This is a genomic window from Pectobacterium sp. PL64, from assembly GCF_022477975.1.
Classification (GTDB): Bacteria; Pseudomonadota; Gammaproteobacteria; order Enterobacterales; family Enterobacteriaceae; genus Pectobacterium; species Pectobacterium jejuense.
Map to the genome: position 1 here is coordinate 734,074 of NZ_CP092070.1, position 18,553 is coordinate 752,626.

Annotated in this window: 13 protein-coding genes and 1 pseudogene; 6 read left to right on the plus strand and 8 right to left on the minus strand. The window is 52.1% G+C overall.

What is annotated here, in order from left to right; translation table 11 throughout:
• The first annotated feature begins 126 nt into the window (after positions 1–126).
• From HP572_RS03180 to HP572_RS03200, 5 genes and pseudogenes are all read left to right on the plus strand, one after another.
• On the plus strand, positions 127–2,265 hold the full coding sequence (locus HP572_RS03180) for an SGNH/GDSL hydrolase family protein (protein ID WP_205552743.1): 2,139 nt from the start codon (positions 127–129) through the stop codon (positions 2,263–2,265).
• Between the two features lie 527 nt (positions 2,266–2,792).
• A pseudogene (locus HP572_RS03185) lies at positions 2,793–4,947 on the plus strand (carbon starvation CstA family protein).
• A 145-nt stretch (positions 4,948–5,092) separates the two neighbouring features.
• Positions 5,093–5,296: a YbdD/YjiX family protein gene (locus tag HP572_RS03190; RefSeq protein WP_005976130.1), complete on the plus strand. Its 204-nt coding sequence runs from the start codon at positions 5,093–5,095 to the stop codon at positions 5,294–5,296.
• Between the two features lie 16 nt (positions 5,297–5,312).
• The gene (gene yjiA / locus HP572_RS03195) at positions 5,313–6,299 is read left to right on the plus strand and encodes a GTPase (protein ID WP_205552741.1); all 987 of its coding nucleotides are present in this window, start codon (positions 5,313–5,315) and stop codon (positions 6,297–6,299) included.
• 281 nt (positions 6,300–6,580) lie between these two features.
• Positions 6,581–7,963, plus strand: a complete 1,383-nt coding sequence (locus tag HP572_RS03200) for a glycoside hydrolase family 28 protein (protein ID WP_039466799.1) — start codon at positions 6,581–6,583, stop codon at positions 7,961–7,963.
• Between the two features lie 108 nt (positions 7,964–8,071).
• Here HP572_RS03200 and ybaK read toward each other — a convergent pair whose 3' ends face one another.
• The 3 genes from ybaK to copA all read right to left on the minus strand — a co-directional run bounded on the left by ybaK (position 8,072) and on the right by copA (position 12,335).
• The gene (ybaK, locus tag HP572_RS03205) at positions 8,072–8,551 is read right to left on the minus strand and encodes a Cys-tRNA(Pro)/Cys-tRNA(Cys) deacylase YbaK (RefSeq protein WP_014914564.1); all 480 of its coding nucleotides are present in this window, start codon (positions 8,549–8,551) and stop codon (positions 8,072–8,074) included.
• A gap of 70 nt (positions 8,552–8,621) precedes the next feature.
• Positions 8,622–9,440: a TraB/GumN family protein gene (locus tag HP572_RS03210; protein ID WP_240584760.1), complete on the minus strand. Its 819-nt coding sequence runs from the start codon at positions 9,438–9,440 to the stop codon at positions 8,622–8,624.
• 174 nt (positions 9,441–9,614) lie between these two features.
• On the minus strand, positions 9,615–12,335 hold the full coding sequence (gene copA, locus HP572_RS03215; protein WP_240584761.1) for a copper-exporting P-type ATPase CopA: 2,721 nt from the start codon (positions 12,333–12,335) through the stop codon (positions 9,615–9,617).
• A gap of 117 nt (positions 12,336–12,452) precedes the next feature.
• On the opposite strand from copA, the gene cueR reads away from it, so the two are divergent.
• Positions 12,453–12,860, plus strand: a complete 408-nt coding sequence (cueR, locus tag HP572_RS03220; RefSeq protein WP_205552735.1) for a Cu(I)-responsive transcriptional regulator — start codon at positions 12,453–12,455, stop codon at positions 12,858–12,860.
• Positions 12,861–12,898: 38 nt separating this feature from the next.
• Here the strand turns inward: cueR and HP572_RS03225 are convergent, their stop codons facing one another.
• The 5 genes from HP572_RS03225 to nrdA form a co-directional block, all read right to left on the minus strand.
• Entirely contained in the window at positions 12,899–13,354 is a 456-nt protein-coding gene (locus HP572_RS03225; protein ID WP_014914568.1) for an NfeD family protein, read from the minus strand.
• Positions 13,354–14,268, minus strand: coding sequence for an SPFH domain-containing protein (locus HP572_RS03230; RefSeq protein ID WP_240584762.1), 915 nt, complete (start codon positions 14,266–14,268; stop codon positions 13,354–13,356). The genes HP572_RS03225 and HP572_RS03230 overlap by 1 nt, the downstream gene beginning before the upstream one ends.
• 141 nt (positions 14,269–14,409) lie before the next feature.
• On the minus strand, positions 14,410–14,670 hold the full coding sequence (gene yfaE / locus HP572_RS03235) for a class I ribonucleotide reductase maintenance protein YfaE (RefSeq protein ID WP_240584763.1): 261 nt from the start codon (positions 14,668–14,670) through the stop codon (positions 14,410–14,412).
• A 3-nt stretch (positions 14,671–14,673) separates the two neighbouring features.
• Positions 14,674–15,804 (minus strand): class Ia ribonucleoside-diphosphate reductase subunit beta, encoded by a 1,131-nt coding sequence (gene nrdB / locus HP572_RS03240; protein ID WP_014700796.1) that lies wholly within the window; start codon positions 15,802–15,804, stop codon positions 14,674–14,676.
• 123 nt (positions 15,805–15,927) lie between these two features.
• Positions 15,928–18,213: a class 1a ribonucleoside-diphosphate reductase subunit alpha gene (gene nrdA, locus HP572_RS03245; protein WP_240584764.1), complete on the minus strand. Its 2,286-nt coding sequence runs from the start codon at positions 18,211–18,213 to the stop codon at positions 15,928–15,930.
• Between the last annotated feature and the right edge of the window lie 340 nt (positions 18,214–18,553).

The window sequence follows — 18,553 nt, forward strand, 5'->3', positions numbered from 1 at the left end:
GCCCGATCTGCAAAAAAACGTCAATAGAACTGGGCATGCTCGGGTACATCTTAATGATTAATGAATTCCGCGCCATCACTTATAACGACGAACACAAGTTCGTGTATTAATATACTAGGAGAAAAAATGGCTAATTTACCTGAATCGCCAGAATGGACAGCAGGCGTTTATCAAATAGAGCGTAACGACCCCGTTGGCGGTGGACCGGATGGTACTGCGAATAAACCGTTAAGAGACCTGGCAAATAGAACGCGCTGGTTGTATCAGAAATTCAACACAGCCTTTGATGGTCTGGGGTGGATTCAATTAGGGATATGGGAGATAGGTCTGGAAATCTCATTGCCGACCCAGATTGTGAGCTATCAGGGTTCATGGTATCGCTACGCAGGTAATTTTGATGAACCTCATTTTATCTCTGAGGCATCCCCGGACGATGATGGCAACTGGATTAACGTTAACGTTGGCGATGTGGCGCTACGAAGCGAGCTGGCCGCACCTACAGGGTTTTTAATGGTCGGTGGCCTGCAAGTCATTCGTCTCACATTGGCGAATGCAAAAACATTTGAGCGGTTTATTGATGGCCAGCGGGTTTACTTAACGGATGTCGGTTATACATTTGTGTATAACTCATCGCGAAATATTATCCCCGGTCATGCAGGCTCGGAAATCACATCTGACGATGAACTGCATAAGTTAGTCTCGAATGGTGGGATGTTAGAGTTTGACGATTACGGCAAACTAAATGAGTTAGAAAATCTCAGCTATACACAATATCAAGCCAAGTTGCGGACTAATAAACCCATCAAAATGATCAGTTATGGAGACAGCATCACATGGGCGCAAGGACCAGGAGGCGGGCAAATGTCTGTGACGTACCCCGCTGTGATAGCAGAGGTGATGTCGTCATTAACGCAGTCAGTATGGACGTCTCAGAATCAGGCGCATGCAGGGGATACAGCATTAGTCCACTATATCCGAACGATTAATGATGGTTCGGACGGTGATATTTCAACAATTATGTTGGGCATCAATGATATTAAAGCCGCAACCAATAATGGCAATGTGCCCGAAAATGTAGACGGCGATTCTCTCTATAGCGGTAAAAATTTTTCTGTAGTCATGCGTAAGTTTGTCGCGAGAGAATTGTTACGTCGCCGATGTGTAGTATTGCTGGGCACTACACAGTTTGTCGGTGGTGCAAATATCTCTCCGATGGGTAATTTGACAGAGGGCTATGTTTCATGGGTATATGACTCAGCGGTTAAATCGGTCGCGAATGAATTCGGATGTATGTTTATTGATACCAAGCGGGACGTTATTCGGCAGTATGGTTTGAGCGAATCGGCGTTTGATGGTGTTCATCTACGTGAAGAATTCTTATCGATAATGGGTAAGAAGCTGGCCGCTGTCTTTATGCAACAGGATTACAAAAGACCGTGCGTCATGCGGCAGGGTTCTGTAGTCCTTCCTCACATATTTTATGCCCCTGTATCGTCTAACGTTACATTGAAGAGGAACGAATTTACTAACGGCACCTCACCGCCTTTTCTCGGTGCTGCTGACGAGCCAGAGGCTGTCGGGGTTATGTTACCCAACGACCCTGTTGGCGGTGCCGTGACAATCGCGGTTTATATCAAGGACGATAATTCATTAATTTTTCCGTCATTTCATGCAAAAGGCCCGTGGATGGTTGACATGATTCTGAATAATGGCGCACGTCAGCCGTTGTATCCGTCAAATGTTGAAATCCCTACCATTTTACAAAACCCAGACTACATTGTTTCTAGGCGTTCGATTTCGGGTGACACATCAAAAAACCGGGCTACTGAGCGATTTTCTCAACTCGCAACAGCAGGCTATTTGCATGTGACAACGGCGGGGTGGCACATGATTACATTCGCATCAGGACAGAATGCTGGGCCTGTGTCATTAGAGGGGCTGGTCTGCGATAGCTGGTCTAACGTTAAAAATAATGACATCAACGGCGGGGTGGTGGGGACGTTGTTCAGAAGGGATTCTAGTAACACGGTTACTGGTTTCATTACAGGATGCACAACTGAAGCTGTTGGCCAATTCAATGTAAGCATGGCCAATCTCGTTACTGATAACTATAGAGTTGACGTGGAATATACGGAAGACGCATCGTTCATCATCCATAGAGTGGTATTTAAGACGACGAACTCGTTCAGGATTCTGTTTTATAATGCGGCAAATGCACTCATCAATCCGACATCGTTCAGAGTTACAGTCATCGGCGGTCGCTAGAAATCTGTAATTCCTTTTCTGTATGTGAAATAAATCTATCTGTAATTTATCTCGCCTGATGTGCCGCATTTATCGCGCGGCGCATCAGATTAGTGTGCGTACAATATATACTCCATTAGCACAGCCAGTAACTCAGAAATTATTAACATCAGCTGGCTCATGGTAACCGACTAATGCCGCAACGCTAACCGCAACGCAGACGGGCAACGGCAAGGTACGTGTTGCCGTAACACGTAATCGTTCACCACATCCAATACTTCAGGCTGCGAACGTCGCGGCCTTTTCGTTTTATACCGCCCAATTTATCTCCAGCCACTTACTGCGTCATTCTAACCGCTTAGTTCGCTATTCTGCCGCCTACCCAAATACCCGCTCCACGCGCGTACGCGATGGCGTAATGTGCCGCCACTATTTTCCTTTATCTGAAATACGCGATAACCCGCGTTATCGCACGACGCATTACCAGGGTTTATTTTTCTAAAGCTAACAAAATCAAACGATTGTGATTTTTAATTGAAGGATGTCTTATGAAGAGCAGTTCCATTCTTAAACACATCCCCTGGATGATTCTTGGAATCATCGGGGCTGCCTGCCTCGGCGTAGTCGCACTACGTCGCGGTGAGCATATCAGTGCATTATGGATTATTGTTGCTTCTGTCGCCGTTTACCTCGTGGCTTATCGATACTACAGCCTGTATATCGCACAAAAAGTCATGCAGTTAGATCCGACCAGAGCAACTCCTGCCGTTGTGAATAACGACGGTCTTAACTATGTACCGACGAACCGTAACGTCCTGTTCGGGCACCACTTTGCCGCTATCGCTGGTGCAGGCCCGCTAGTTGGGCCGGTACTGGCCGCGCAGGTCGGCTACTTGCCGGGCACCTTATGGCTGCTGGGCGGCGTGGTGTTGGCGGGGGCCGTGCAGGACTTCATGGTTCTGTTTATTTCGACACGTCGTAACGGCGCGTCGTTAGGCGAAATCGTTAAGAAAGAATTAGGCCCGGTACCGGGTACGATTGCGCTGTTCGGCTGCTTCCTGATCATGATCATCATTCTTGCCGTGTTAGCGCTGATCGTGGTGAAAGCACTGGCAGAAAGCCCGTGGGGCGTCTTTACCGTGTGTTCTACGGTGCCGATCGCGCTGTTTATGGGCGTCTACATGCGCTTTATCCGTCCGGGTAAAGTCGGTGAAATCTCGGTGATCGGGATCGTGCTGCTGGTGCTGGCAATCTGGTTTGGTGGCGTAGTGGCACATGACCCGTACTGGGGCCCGGCGCTGACCTTCAAAGATACGACCATCACCTATACGCTGATTGGTTATGCCTTTGTGTCCGCACTGCTGCCAGTATGGTTGATTCTGGCACCGCGTGACTATCTGGCAACCTTCCTGAAAATTGGTGTCATCGTCGGTCTGGCGATTGGTATCGTAATTCTGAATCCTGACCTGAAAATGCCAGCGGTAACGCAGTTTGTGGATGGCACCGGTCCGGTCTGGAAAGGTACGCTGTTCCCGTTCCTGTTTATTACTATCGCCTGTGGTGCCGTATCTGGTTTCCACGCGCTGATTGCTTCCGGTACTACGCCGAAATTGATGGCTAACGAAAACGATGCACGTTTCATCGGTTACGGCGCCATGCTGATGGAGTCTTTCGTGGCAGTGATGGCGCTGGTTGCGGCGTCTATCATCGAACCGGGTCTGTACTTCGCGATGAATACCCCGCCTGCGGCGTTGGGTATTACGATGCCGGATCTGCACCGTCTGGGCACAGCAGATGCGCCGATGATTCTGGCACAGCTGCAGGACGTATCCGCTCATGCGGCGGCTACTGTTAGCTCCTGGGGCTTCGTGATTTCTCCTGAGCAGATTCTGCAAACGGCGAAAGATATCGGTGAACCTTCCGTTCTGAACCGTGCAGGCGGTGCACCTACGCTGGCTGTTGGTATCGCACACGTGTTCCACCAGATCATTCCTGGTGCCAACATGGGCTTCTGGTATCACTTCGGTATTCTGTTTGAAGCACTGTTCATTCTGACAGCACTGGATGCGGGTACGGCGTGCGGGTCGCTTCATGCTGCAAGATCTGTTGGGTAACTTCGTTCCGTTCCTGAAGAAAACCGACTCTCTGATTGCTGGTATGATCGGTACGGCTGGCTGCGTCGGTCTGTGGGGCTACCTGCTGTATCAAGGCGTGGTTGATCCGCTGGGTGGTGTGAAGAGCCTGTGGCCGTTGTTCGGTATCTCTAACCAGATGCTGGCTGCGGTAGCGCTGGTACTGGGTACGGTTATCCTGATTAAGATGAAGCGTACGCAGTACATCTGGGTAACGCTGCTTCCGGCGATTTGGCTGCTGATTTGTACTACCTGGGCGCTGGGCCTGAAACTGTTCAGCGACAATCCTCAGTTGGAAGGCTTCTTCTACATGGCGAACATGTTCAAGGGCAAAATTGCGGAAGGCGGTGCCGATCTGAGCGCGCAGCAGATTTCGAACATGAACCATATCGTGACTAACAACTATACCAACGCCGGTCTGAGCATTCTGTTCCTGATCGTGGTGTACAGCATTATTGCGTACGGTATTAAAGCGGCACTGGCTGCACGTAAAGTGGCTGAACGTACCGATCAGGAAACCCCGTATGTTCCGGTTCCTGAAGGTGGCGTGAAAGTCTCTTCCGGCCACTAAGTGATTCGCGCCCGTCAGATTTTGCGAGACAGCTAGCAAGGCTGAACGTGAAAGATGACGGGTACAGATACCCTGTATAATGTATAACGTTATACAGGGTATTTTTTATCTAGCCGCTATTGCAGGCGATGGTCTGGAGGTAATGATGTTTGGCAATCTGGGAAAAGCAGGAAAATATTTGGGCCAGGCGGCGCGTATGCTGGTCGGTATGCCAGATTATGATACCTATGTGCAGCATATGCAGACTAATCATCCGGATAAACCTGCGATGACGTACGAAGAATTCTTCCGCGAACGCCAGCAGGCGCGTTATGGTGGAGACGGCAAAGGCGGGATGCGCTGCTGTTAACGACTTGGGACCTGTTATGACTCAACCTTTATCCTCTGATGTGACGAAACCCGTGTATGTCACCATTCTGACCGGGTTTCTTGGTGCAGGAAAAACGACCTTATTACGGCATATTCTGAATGCCGAGCACGGCTACAAGATTGCCGTGATTGAAAACGAATTCGGCGAAGTCCCGATTGATAATACGTTAATCGGCGAACGGGCTAGCCAGATTACGACGCTGAGCAACGGGTGCATCTGCTGCACGCAGTCCAATGAGCTGGCCGATGCGCTGCTCGATCTGATTGATGGCGTGGATAACGGCACGTTGGATTTTGATCACGTCATCATTGAATGCACCGGTATGGCCGATCCGGGGCCGGTGGCACAGACCTTCTTCTCGCATGAAGTTATCTGTGAACGCTTTGTTCTGGACGGAATTATCACGCTGGTGGATGCAGTACATGCGCAGCAACAGCTCGATCAGTTCACCATCGCCCAGTCGCAGATTGGCTATGCCGACCGCATACTGCTAACCAAAACCGACGTGGCAACCGAAGACGACACGCTGCTACCGCGCCTTCAGCGTATCAATGCGCGTGCACCGATCTACCCTGTGGTACATGGCGATATCGATCTGAGCGTGCTGTTTAACATCGACGGTTTTGTTCTCAGCGATAAGCTGGACGTGAAAACACCCGTATTTCGCTTTGTTGCTCCTACGCAAAATAACGTGCAATCGATTGTTGTGTATCTCGATAAGGCGGTTGAGCTTCAGTCTGTTTCCGATGTGATGGAAAACCTGTTGCTGCAATTCTCCGATAATCTGCTGCGTTATAAAGGTATTCTGGCCATCAACGGTGATGACCGCCGCCTGCTGTTTCAGGGCGTTCAGCGCTTGTATAGCGCCGACTGGGACAGAGAATGGCAGCCTGATGAAGAAAGAAAGAGCGTGCTGGTGTTTATCGGTGTGGATTTACCTGAACAGGAAATCCGTGACGCTTTTGCTCGCCTGACGGCATAACGCCATTTATCTTCTCTGTGCTGGTCGCTCAGGCCAGCACGATTCCCCCTCGGTCCTACTTTCTTCTGCCTCCCGTGCACTGTTTACGCGATGCACTGCCTGACAAGGGCGGCCTCTGTCATGTGTAAATTTTCTGGGTGGAATAGGGCAATTGCACGAAAAAAATCCTACCTTATTGTAATTATTACGAATACATCTAAAACGTGATCGCCTCTCGCTTTTTAATGGAATAGGAATGGTATTTTATTAAAACGATATTTCATTTTTTAGTGAGGTTAAGTATGCGTAGTGGTCTTGCCCTGTCATTAATGGCTTCCTGCATCACGTTGGGTATTCAAGCGGGTACCGCACAAGCGGCCAGTTCAGTGAAGTTTCCCGATAAAACCTGTGACGTAACGCAATACGGGGCCGAAGGCCACCGCCTACAGATCGCACTGAATACCCAGGCTTTTCAGAAGGCAATTGATGATTGTGCTGCGGCTGGCGGCGGAACGGTACACGTTCCTCGCGGTAACTATCTGGTCGATCCGCTGTTCCTGAAAAGTAACATCAGACTGGACCTGGCAAAAGATGCGACCATCGTTGCGTCGACCGAAGAAGCGGCGTATCGCGCGACGGAAAAAACCAAGTACGCTGAAGCGGAAAATGGCTGGCTTCCCTTTATCAGTATTGCCGATGCACAGAATGTGGCTATCACTGGCCAGGGCACGATTGATGGACAAGGTGCTGTCTGGTGGGAGCGCTGGCGCGAGAATATTCGTGCAACCGGTAAGAAAGGCGGCACCGATCGTCCACGTCTGATTTATATCAAAAGCTCTAGTAACGTGCTGGTGGACGGCGTCACGCTGACACATTCCCCGAGCTTCCATGTTGTGATGCGTTACTCACATGATGTGGATGTGAACGGTACTCGGATTCTGTCGCCGTGGCATGCGCCAAACACCGACGCTATCGACCCGATCGACAGCCAGAATATCCGTATTACCAACAACTATATCGACTGTAATGACGACCACATCGCGATAAAAGCCGAGAAGCCGGATAGCCGCTTCCCGAATGGCGTCGTGGATAACATCTATATCGCCAACAACATCCTGAAGCAGGGGCGCGGCATCTCTATCGGCAGCGAAACCTCCGGTGGCGTGAATAACGTGCTGGTGGAAAATAACCAGTTCGAAGGTTCCATGTACGGTATCCGCATTAAAACCCATCGTGGTAAAGGCGGCGAAGTGAAAAACATCACCTACCGTAATACCAAAATGGTAGATGTCGAAATCCCGCTGGTATTTGCCGCTTACTACAAAGCCGCGCCGATTGTGCAGGCTGAAGTAGATAAGATGCTGGCCGAAGGTGGCTTCACGATGGGCGAGCAGATTTACCCGCCGGATACCGATCCAGAACAGCCGTTTGATCAGTACAAGACGCCGCATTTCAGCAATGTGACGATCGAGAATCTGGAGTCGACCGGTAAGACCAAGGCCGCCGCATATATTATCGGCGTACCAGAAGCGCCGCTCAGTGGTTTCCACTTTGATAATGTGCGTATCGATGCGGATAAAGGCATTCGCGTGAGGAATGCGGAGCTGCAAACCAAAGGCCTGACGCTGAATGTGAAAGAAGGCCCGGTGATGCAGTTGGATAAAGGGGCGAAAGTCGATCAGTAATCGATCATGAAGCGGTAGCAGGGGACACACTGGCCGTGGAGTCCTCTGCTATCTGCTTCGCTTTGATGCTACATCGCCTAGCTGGTTATGTTCGTTTAATAGCGAACATTAATCATGCTTGGCGATATCGGCAAAAGTGGCGCGCAGCAGGCGTGCCAGATCGTCAGCCGACAGCTCAATATCCAACCCACGTTTGCCACCGGAAATGAAAATAGTACCGAACTGGCGCGCCGGTTCATCAATTACGGTCGGCAACAGTTTCTTCTGCCCCAGCGGGCTGATTCCACCTACCAGATAACCCGTGACACGCTGAGCGATGATCGGATCGGCCATATCCGCTTTTTTAGCCGACAGTGCGCGAGCGACTTTCTTGAGATCCAGCATGCCAGCGACGGGCGTGACGGCCACGGCGAGATTTTTCGCATCACCATTCAGAGAAACGAGCAGCGTTTTATACACCTGTTCTTTATTCAGTCCCAGCTTTCTGGCTGCTTCTTCGCCAAAGTTGGTTTCGTCGCTGTCGTGGTGGTAGCTGTGTAGCGTAAAGGCGACTTTGTTCTTTTCGAGCAGATTGACTGCGGGTGTCATGATTTCACTATCCTTAACCCTGTTGCGGGCTTGATCTTGCGGACGCGGCTACGCGCCATAACGTGTTTTTTCATGGGATTGCGGTATGACCGTTTTTGAGCAGCGTGGGTAAATTCTCATCGCCATACAGATGCAGTGCGCCGACGGCCACAACATAATTTCCGGGTGGCAACGCCTGAAGCTGATGTTGCCAACGGCGGTTACGCTGACCCATCAGCAGGTCGGTCATTTCGTTGCTGAACGTTGCGGGGATATCCGGCGTATATTTGCCGGGTCTGCTGTCCAGCCACCAACCGACCATCGTTTGTAGTAAATGCGCGTTGGTGCGCCAGTGTTTAATCGTATCTTCCAGCAACAGCAGGCCGCCCTGCGGCAATTGTTGTAACAAATCAACCTGCGTCTGCTGTCCTTCCAATTCGATAATCTCAATACCGTGAGATTTCGCGGCGTTAATCAACTGATAATCAATGCCATAGTCGGGGCGTAGGCCCAGCAGCTGTGCCTGTCTTGCTTGCAGCATTAGCGCGGCCTGCCAGGCAGGAAGCGTACTGATATTGCTCTCATCGAAAGAGAGCGACTCGCAGATTTTTTGCAGTTGGTGGTAGTTTTCCGGGCTGAGGCGCTGTACGAGCGGTGGCTCGGCGTCACTGTGGCCGAAGGGGGAATGCGAATCGGATATATCGGCTTCGACGATAAGTGCGGTCGCCTGCCGGAGCTGTTGCAGCAGCGTATCGGGCAGCGGTGCCATATCTTTGCTACCCATGTGAATACTGCCGACCAGATGCAGCTGCCGTTCATTGGCAAGCTGAACGTCTATCGCCGGGTAGGCATAAGCCAGCGGTGAGATAAAGCCAAGAAAAGTCGCGATTCTACGCAGCAGTTGCCCCATTGATTCCGTCTCCTGATGTGGAAGAACTATGCTAAACGCTAGATGCGGAACAATACAAGGTATACCGAAGCTGGAGTAAGCGCGGTTGAATGGGTCTGGTTGCCAGCGATAAAAATCGTGACGAAGTTCGGCAAAGGAAAACGCGGCGCGTTGTTGAGGCGCGCCGCGTTTGCATTACTGACTTTTAGGTTTAAAACGCAGCAGGCGGTTGGCGTTGCTGACGACTGTGATGGAGGAGAGCGCCATAGCGGCACCGGCTACCACTGGGCTGAGTAGCGTTCCAGTCAGCGGGTAAAGCACGCCTGCGGCAATTGGGATCCCCAGCGAGTTATAGATAAACGCGCCCAGCAGGTTCTGTTTCATGTTGCGCAGCGTGGCATTGGACAGCGCCAGCGCATCGGCGACGCCGTGTAGGCTGTGGCGCATCAGCGTGATGGCGGCGGTTTCAATCGCAATATCACTGCCGCCGCCCATCGCAATGCCGACATCGGCCTGCGCCAGTGCTGGCGCATCGTTGATGCCGTCGCCAATCATCGCCACGCGCTTGCCTTGAGCCTGTAGCTTTTTGATGGCTTCCGCTTTGCCATCTGGCAGCACGCCAGCAATCACCTGATCGATACCCGCGTCTTTCGCGATGCTTTTCGCCGTGAGCGGGTTGTCTCCCGTTAGCATGACGAGCTGGTAACCTTGCTGGTGGAGACGTTGCAGGGCGCTGACGCTATCTGCTCGCAGCGGATCGTGGATGGAAAACACCGCAATGATGTGACCATCTGCTGCAAGCAACACGGGCGTAATACCACGCTGAGCCTGCTCGTTGATTAGTGCTTCGCCTGCGGTGATATCGACCTGATGCTGTTTGAGCAGCGCCGGATTCCCCAGCAGCAGGTCGGCGTCGCCAATCTTGCCGCTGACGCCGAGACCACGCAGCGTACGGAACTGCTCGGTTGGCGTGAGCGCCAAATTCTCTGCTCGTTCAAGAATCGCTTTTGCCAGTGGGTGATTTGAGCCTTGCTCCAGCGAGGCCGCCCAGGTCAGCGCCTGTGCTTCCGTCACGTCACCGAAGGTATAAACCGCCACAACGCGCGGCTGTCCTTCGGTTAGCGTACCGGTTTTGTCAAATACCAGCACATCCAGCTTGCTGGCCTGCTGCAAGGCATCGGCATCCCGCACCAGCACGCCAAACTCCGCGGCACGTCCGACGCCGGAAATAATCGACATTGGCGTTGCCAGCCCAAGCGCACAGGGGCAGGCAATGATCAGAACGGTCGTGACGATAATGAGCGTGTAGACAATCTGCGGCTGTGGCCCGACGAAGAACCAGACTGCGCCGCTGAGAAGTGCGATAGCCACGACGACGGGAACAAACACGGCAGAGATGCGATCTGCCAACTGGCCGATAGCGGGTTTGCTGCTTTGCGCCTGCCTGACCAGTCGGATGATTCGCGATAGGGTGGTTTGGTTGCCGATCGCATCTGCACGAAAGAGGACGCTGCCGTCGGAAACCAACGTGCCTGCGTGAACCGTATCGCCAGCCGTTTTGGATTGCGGGATCGGTTCCCCGGTCAGCATGGCTTCATCCACCCATACTTCACCTTGCAAAATCTCACCGTCGACAGGAATACGATCGCCGGTTGTCAGGCGTAACGTCATACCGGACTGCACGTCGGACAGCGGAATGGATTTCTCACCTTCCGGCGTCACGACGCGGGCAGTCGGCGGCGTCAGATCCAGCAGTCGCTCCAGCGCCCGCGAAGAGCGTTGACGAGCGCGCTGTTCCAGCGCATGACCGAGATTGATTAAACCGATGATCATCGCGCTGGCTTCGTAGTAAAGGTGACGCGCCGCCATCGGGAAAAGATCCGGCCACAGGTTAACGGTAATCGAGTAAAGCCAGGCGGCACCCGTTCCCAGTGCGACCAGCGTATCCATGGTAGCCGTGCCATTTCTCAGGCTGCGCCAGGCGTTACGGTAAAAATGACTGCCCGCGAACACCATCACCGCCAGCGTCAAAATACCGATGACCAGCCACGGCGTTTGGCTTTCTGGCGTCAGACTCATGCTGCCGCCCAGCACGCCCCACAGCATCAGTGGAACACCAAGCAGTAATCCCAGCGCGGCCTGCCATTGGAAACGGCGAATAGCCTGCTGAGAGGTTTGCTGCTGGCGCGTGCGGCGTTCTTCTTCGTCCTGAATAATTTCCGCGCCATAGCCCGCTTGCTCAACGGCAGCAATCAGTGCTTCTGGCTCGGCATGACCGCTGACCAACGCGCTACGTTCGGCCAAATTGACGCGTGCCTGTGTGACGCCACTGACGTTTTGCAGCGCCGTTTGTACGCGGTTTACGCAGCTGGCGCAGCTCATGCCCTGAAGCAGGAGCTGCACGCTGTCGTCATCGCTAGTGGATGATGTTGTTGCCGGAAGAATACTTTCGGCCGCTGGCAGCGCTTCCGGCGTCGTCGCTACCTGTGCCAGCGGCTCAGTTTTTGGGTGAACGTTCTCCTGCACGCTGGCGTGATAGCCGGCTTCTTCAATGGCACTAATTAGTGTCGTGGCCTCAACGTTGCCATACACGGTTGCCTGTTCTTTGGTGACATCCGTCGCCACGACGCCGGGAATGGCTTCGAGCACTTTACGCGTAGCGGCGACGCAGTGGTTGCAGCTCAGACCGGAAAGCTGGAGAGACACATCCGGCGTAGTAGCAAGCTGTGCTTCGTAGCCAGCCTGCTCAATGGTGTCGATCAACGTCTGGGCATCAACGTCGCCGCTGATGCTGGCGTACTGTTGGGTGACGTCGGTTTGTTCGACCGCAGGTAGCGCGTCCAGTGCTTTTTTAACGCGTTGGACACAGTGTCCGCAGGTCAGTCCCTGCAATGACAACAAGACGGTTTGTGACATAGTAATTTTTCTCCCGTGATCACAGCCGGCGGCGAAAGACGTTGACCGGCCATCTGATTTCTACTAGTTATTGGGTAAGGTAAACCTTCTAGCAAGGGGAGGGTCAAGGGGGAAATCATGAATATCAGTGATGTTGCAAAAAAAACCGGTCTTAGCAGTAAAACCATTCGCTTCTATGAAGAGAAAGAACTTCTGACTACGCCGCTGCGTTCTGAAAATGGTTACCGTAGCTACGATGATCATCACGTTGAAGAGCTGACGCTGCTGCGTCAGGCGCGTCAGGTTGGTTTTAATCTGGATGAATGCCGAGAGCTGGTTACGTTATTTAACGATCCGCTGCGGCGAAGCGCGGATGTAAAAGCGCGAACCTTGCAGAAAGTGCAGGAAATCGAGATGCATATCGAAGAGCTGAAAACGATGCGTGAACATTTACTGGCGCTGGCAGAACAGTGTCCGGGGGATGGAGGCGCAGACTGTCCGATAATCAATAATCTGGCGGGCTGTTGTCAAACGAGAAAAGAGTGATAAAGGGGAGACAAGCTCCCCCTAAATAATGCGTTATGTTAGCGTTCAACCGGTCGCACATGCAGCGTGATGCCATCAATGGCAATCACTTCAACATGCGTACCAACCGGCAGATCCTGTTCTGATTTCACGCGCCAGCTGCTGTCACCGATGTTTACCCGCCCGAAACCGTTGATCACCGGGTCAGTCAGCGTAGCACGCAGGCCAATCAACTGCTGCCCGCGTTGGTTGAGCGTTGACTGTGGGCGTGACAGCGTCCGTTTACGTAGCCAATACCACCAGAGCAGCGCCGTGACGATCGTCAGGATGGCAAAAATTGTTCCCTGCCATGGCCAGCCCATCGGCATGACCCACGTTAGTAGCCCAACCAATACCGCCGATAAGCCGCTCCACAGTAAATAACCACTGGCGCCCAGCATTTCGGCGGCTAACAGCAGGCCGCCGAGCGACAGCCAGAACCAGTGCGCATTTTCCATCACCAGTTCAATGCCCATTATTTACCTCGGCTTTCTTTGCTGTCTTTAACCAGTTCTGCAATCCCGCCGATGGCGCCCATTAAATTGCTGGCTTCCAGCGGCATCATGATGACTTTGCTGTTATTGGAAGAACCAATCTGTTGCAGCGCGTCGGTATATTTCTGGGCGATGAAGTAGTTCACGGCCTGAATGTCGCCTGCTGCGATGGCTTCGGACACCATTTTGGTCGCTTGTGCTTCCGCTTCCGCCGCACGCTCACGCGCTTCGGCCTCCAGGAACGCGGACTGACGCAAACCTTCCGCCTTCAGGATCTGCGACTGTTTTTCCCCTTCGGCTTTCAGGATCGCGGCCTGACGTACCCCTTCGGCTTCCAGAATATCGGCACGCTTGTTACGTTCTGCTTTCATCTGCGCGTTCATCGCGGCAATCAGCTCTGTCGGCGGACGGACGTCGCGGATCTCAATACGGGTGATTTTAATGCCCCACGGGTTGGTCGCTTCGTCCACGATGTGCAGCAGGCGAGTATTGATGCTATCGCGCTGAGACAGCATTTCGTCCAGCTCCATAGAACCCAGAACGGTACGGATGTTGGTCATCGTCAGATTGACGATAGCCTGTTCCAGATTGCTGACTTCATAGGCGGCGCGTGCCGGATCGATAACTTGAATAAAGCACACGGCGTCGATAGTGACGTTGGCGTTATCTTTCGAAATGATTTCCTGTGAAGGAATATCCAGCACCTGTTCCATCATATTAATTTTGCGGCCGATGCGATCCATAAACGGCACGACCAGATTAAGCCCCGGCATCAGTGTTTTGGTATAGCGACCAAACCGTTCCACAGTCCATTGATATCCCTGAGGTACGATTTTGATGCCTGACCAGACGATGATGAGTGCAACAAAGATCAAAATAGGAATGACGGTAAACATGTATTAAAACCTCCAGGTTGTTTTATTTCAGTCAAAAGACGATTTCAGCGGATAGTGTAACTTACTTAAGTATGAATGCGGGCAGGAAATGTACCTGCCAGCGAGAGCGAGAGGAGAATTAGCCTGTGGGGAATAACGGGGCTAGATATCGAGTTCGATATCGCCCTGAGGCATACAGCAGCAGGGGAGGATTTCATCCTGTTGGATGCAGGCCAGCGGGGTTTGCCGATACGCCACTCTGCCTTTTACCAGACGCAGCCGACAGGAACCGCAATAGCCGGAGCGGCACTGATATTCAATGCTGACGCGGTTGGATTCCAGCACATCCAGCAGGGAAGGGCCGTCATCTGTACAGGAAAACTGCGCACCGGATGTGCGCAGCGTGATCGTTGGATTGCTCATCGATTACAGTTGGAAATCGCTCAGATCGTCGTCGCTGATTTCTGAATCGATCTGACCGACCAGATAGGAGCTGACTTCGACTTCCTGCGGCGCAACCTGCACGTTATCGGACACCAGCCAGGCGTTGATCCACGGGATTGGGTTGGTGCGCGTCTGGAACGGCAGCGGCAGCCCAACCGCCTGCATACGGATGTTGGTGATGTATTCCACGTACTGGCACAGAATATCTTTGTTCAGACCAATCATCGAGCCGTCGCGGAACAGGTATTCAGCCCACTCTTTTTCTTGCTGAGCAGCAAGCACAAACAGGTCATAACACTCTTGCTGACACTCTTCGGCAATCTGCGCCATTTCTGGGTCGTCATGGCCGGAACGCATCAGGTTTAGCATGTGCTGCGTGCCGGTCAGGTGCAACGCTTCATCACGGGCAATCAGCTTGATGATTTTGGCGTTGCCTTCCATCAGTTCGCGTTCTGCAAAAGCAAAGGAACAGGCAAAGCTGACGTAGAAGCGAATCGCTTCCAGCGCGTTTACGCTCATTAGACAGATATACAGCTGCTTTTTCAGCGTATGCAGATTTACGGTCACGGTCTTGCCATTAACCTGATGTGTCCCTTCACCCAGCAGATGATAGTAGCTGGTCATCTCAATCAGCGAGTCGTAGTAACCGGAGATATCCTTGGCACGTTTCAGAATCTCTTCGTTCGTTACGATATCGTCAAACACCAGCGACGGATCGTTCACGATATTACGAATGATGTGTGTGTAGGAGCGTGAGTGAATGGTTTCCGAGAACGCCCAGGTTTCCACCCAGGTTTCCAGCTCAGGGATAGAAATCAGCGGCAGCAGCGCCACGTTCGGGCTACGTCCCTGAATAGAATCCAGCAGCGTTTGATATTTCAGGTTGCTGATGAAGATATGCTTTTCATGATCGGGCAGCGCCTGATAGTCGATGCGATCGCGGGACACGTCGACTTCTTCTGGACGCCAGAAGAAAGACAGCTGTTTTTCGATCAGCTTTTCGAAGATTTCATACTTTTGCTGATCGAAACGCGCCACGTTAACGGACTGACCGAAAAACATCGGTTCTAGCAACTGGTCATTTTTGTTCTGTGAAAAAGTGGTGTAGGCCATGAGTCTCTCCAAAAAAATGCCGGGAGCATTTTTTAACGCCGCTTGTGAAGGCCCATAAGGGGCGGGCTGCGACGCCTGCTATAAAAGATGAAAGGCTGCATCGGCAGCCTTTCATTAATTGGCTTAAATCTTACACGCGCCGCCTTCGCAGCCGTCGTCCTGTGGTTCTGCTAACAGGTCATCTTGTACGTCTTCAGCGCCGTCACGGGTGTTTTGGTAATACAGCGTTTTAACACCGAATTTGTAGGCCGTGACCAGATCTTTCAGCAGCTGTTTCATCGGTACTCGACCTGATGGGAAACGTGACGGATCGTAGTTGGTGTTAGACGAAATCGCCTGATCGACAAACTTCTGCATCAGACCAACCAGTTGCAGATAGCCGTCGTTACTTGGCATATCCCACAGCAGTTCGTAAGCATCTTTCAGCGTTTCGTACTCTGGCACCACTTGACGCAGAATGCCGTCTTTGGATGCTTTGACGCTGATGTGGCCGCGCGGTGGTTCAATACCGTTGGTGGCGTTGGAGATCTGAGATGACGTCTCAGACGGCATCAGCGCCGACAGCGTGGAGTTACGCAGACCGTACTCTTTGATGTCGTTACGCAGCGCTTCCCAGTCGAGGTGCAGCGGTTCGTTACAGATCGCATCCAGATCGCGCTTATAGGTATCGATAGGCAGAATACCCTGCGAATAGGTGGTTTCATTGAACCACGGGCAAGCACCTTGTTCGCGTGCCAGCACATTCGACGCCTTCAACAGATAGTACTGAATAGCTTCAAACGTTTTGTGTGTCAGGCCGTTGGCGCTGCCATCGGAGTAACGCACGCCATTTTTCGCCAGATAGTATGCGAAGTTGATCACGCCGATACCCAGTGTGCGGCGACCCATTGCGCCACGCTCTGCCGCTGTAATCGGGTAATCCTGATAATCCAGCAGGGCATCCAGCGCACGCACGGCCAGCGTCGCCAGCTCTTCCAGATCGTCTAGGCTATTGATGGCGCCGAGGTTGAAAGCAGACAGCGTACACAGCGCGATTTCACCGTTTTCATCATTCACATCGTTCAGCGGCTTGGTCGGCAGCGCGATTTCCAGACACAGGTTGGACTGGCGAACGGGCGCAATCTGCGGATCGAACGGGCTGTGTGTGTTGCAGTGGTCAACGTTTTGAATATAGATGCGGCCCGTAGAAGCACGTTCCTGCATCATCAGGGAGAACAGTTCGACCGCTTTGATGCGCTGTTTGCGGATGCTGTCATCCTGCTCATATTGCACATACAAACGCTCAAACTCATCCTGATCGGCGAAGAAGGCGTCGTACAGTCCGGGTACGTCAGACGGGCTGAACAGCGTGATGTCTTCACCTTTTACCAGACGCTGATACATCAGTTTGTTCAACTGTACGCCGTAGTCGAGGTGACGAACGCGGTTGCCTTCTACGCCACGGTTGTTTTTCAGCACCAGCAGACTTTCCACTTCCAGATGCCACAGCGGATAGAACAGCGTGGCAGCCCCGCCGCGTACGCCGCCCTGAGAGCAGGATTTCACCGCTGTCTGGAAGTGTTTATAGAAAGGAATACAGCCGGTGTGGAATGCTTCACCGCCGCGAATTGGGCTGCCGAGCGCACGAATACGGCCCGCGTTGATGCCGATACCGGCACGCTGGGAAACGTATTTTACGATCGCGCTGGAGGTCGCGTTGATGGAATCCAGACTGTCGCCGCATTCGATCAGCACGCAAGAGCTGAACTGACGCGTTGGCGTACGTACGCCCGCCATGATTGGCGTCGGCAGAGAAATTTTGAACGTAGAGATTGCGTCATAAAAACGTTTAACGTAATCCAGACGCGTCTCACGTGGGTAGCCGGAGAACAGACAGGCGGCGACCAGAATGTACAGGAACTGGGCGCTTTCGTAGATATCACCGGTGACGCGGTTTTGTACCAGGTATTTCCCTTCCAGCTGTTTTACCGCCGCATAGGAGAAATTCATGTCACGCCAGTGATCGATGAAAGCGTCCATCTGGGCGAATTCTTCCGGGCTATAGTCTTCCAGCAGGTGTTTGTCGTACTTGCCCAGTTCTACCATCTTGGTGACGTGAGTCAGCAGAGCAGGCGGCTCAAACTGGCCGTAGGCTTTCTTACGCAGATGGAAGATAGCCAGACGCGCAGCCAGATATTGATAATCCGGGCTTTCGCGAGAGATCAGATCGGCGGCAGCCTTAATGATGGTTTCATGGATATCAGAGGTTTTGATGCTGTCATAAAACTGAATGTGTGAACGCAGTTCGACCTGAGAAACGGAGACATTGTGTAAACCTTCTGCGGCCCAGGTAATGACGCGGTGGATTTTATCCAAATTGATTTTTTCTTTACTGCCATCGCGTTTGGTAACGAGCAAGCTCTGGTTCATGTTGGGATTTACCTGTTGGTGAAAATAAAAAATATCCCCTGTTTATTCACAGAAACGCCTCTGTGACTAACTCTGTGGATAAATACTAGATATAGATATTTTTTAATAAATGGCTACTACATGGTGAGTATTCTAGTCTGGATTCGTTTGAGTACAAGGCTTGATTTTGGTGTTAATTTCAGGTTGCCGAACCGTTGGTTTCTCGAAATCCTGATTTTGTAAGGGCTAAGAGGATGTCAATATTCTGTAAAAAAAATAAGTCGTAGTCATTTTGTTGGTTTTTCAGGTAAAACCTGGAAAATTGCGCGGTGAAAAACCACGCAATTTTTAAGAGTATTCT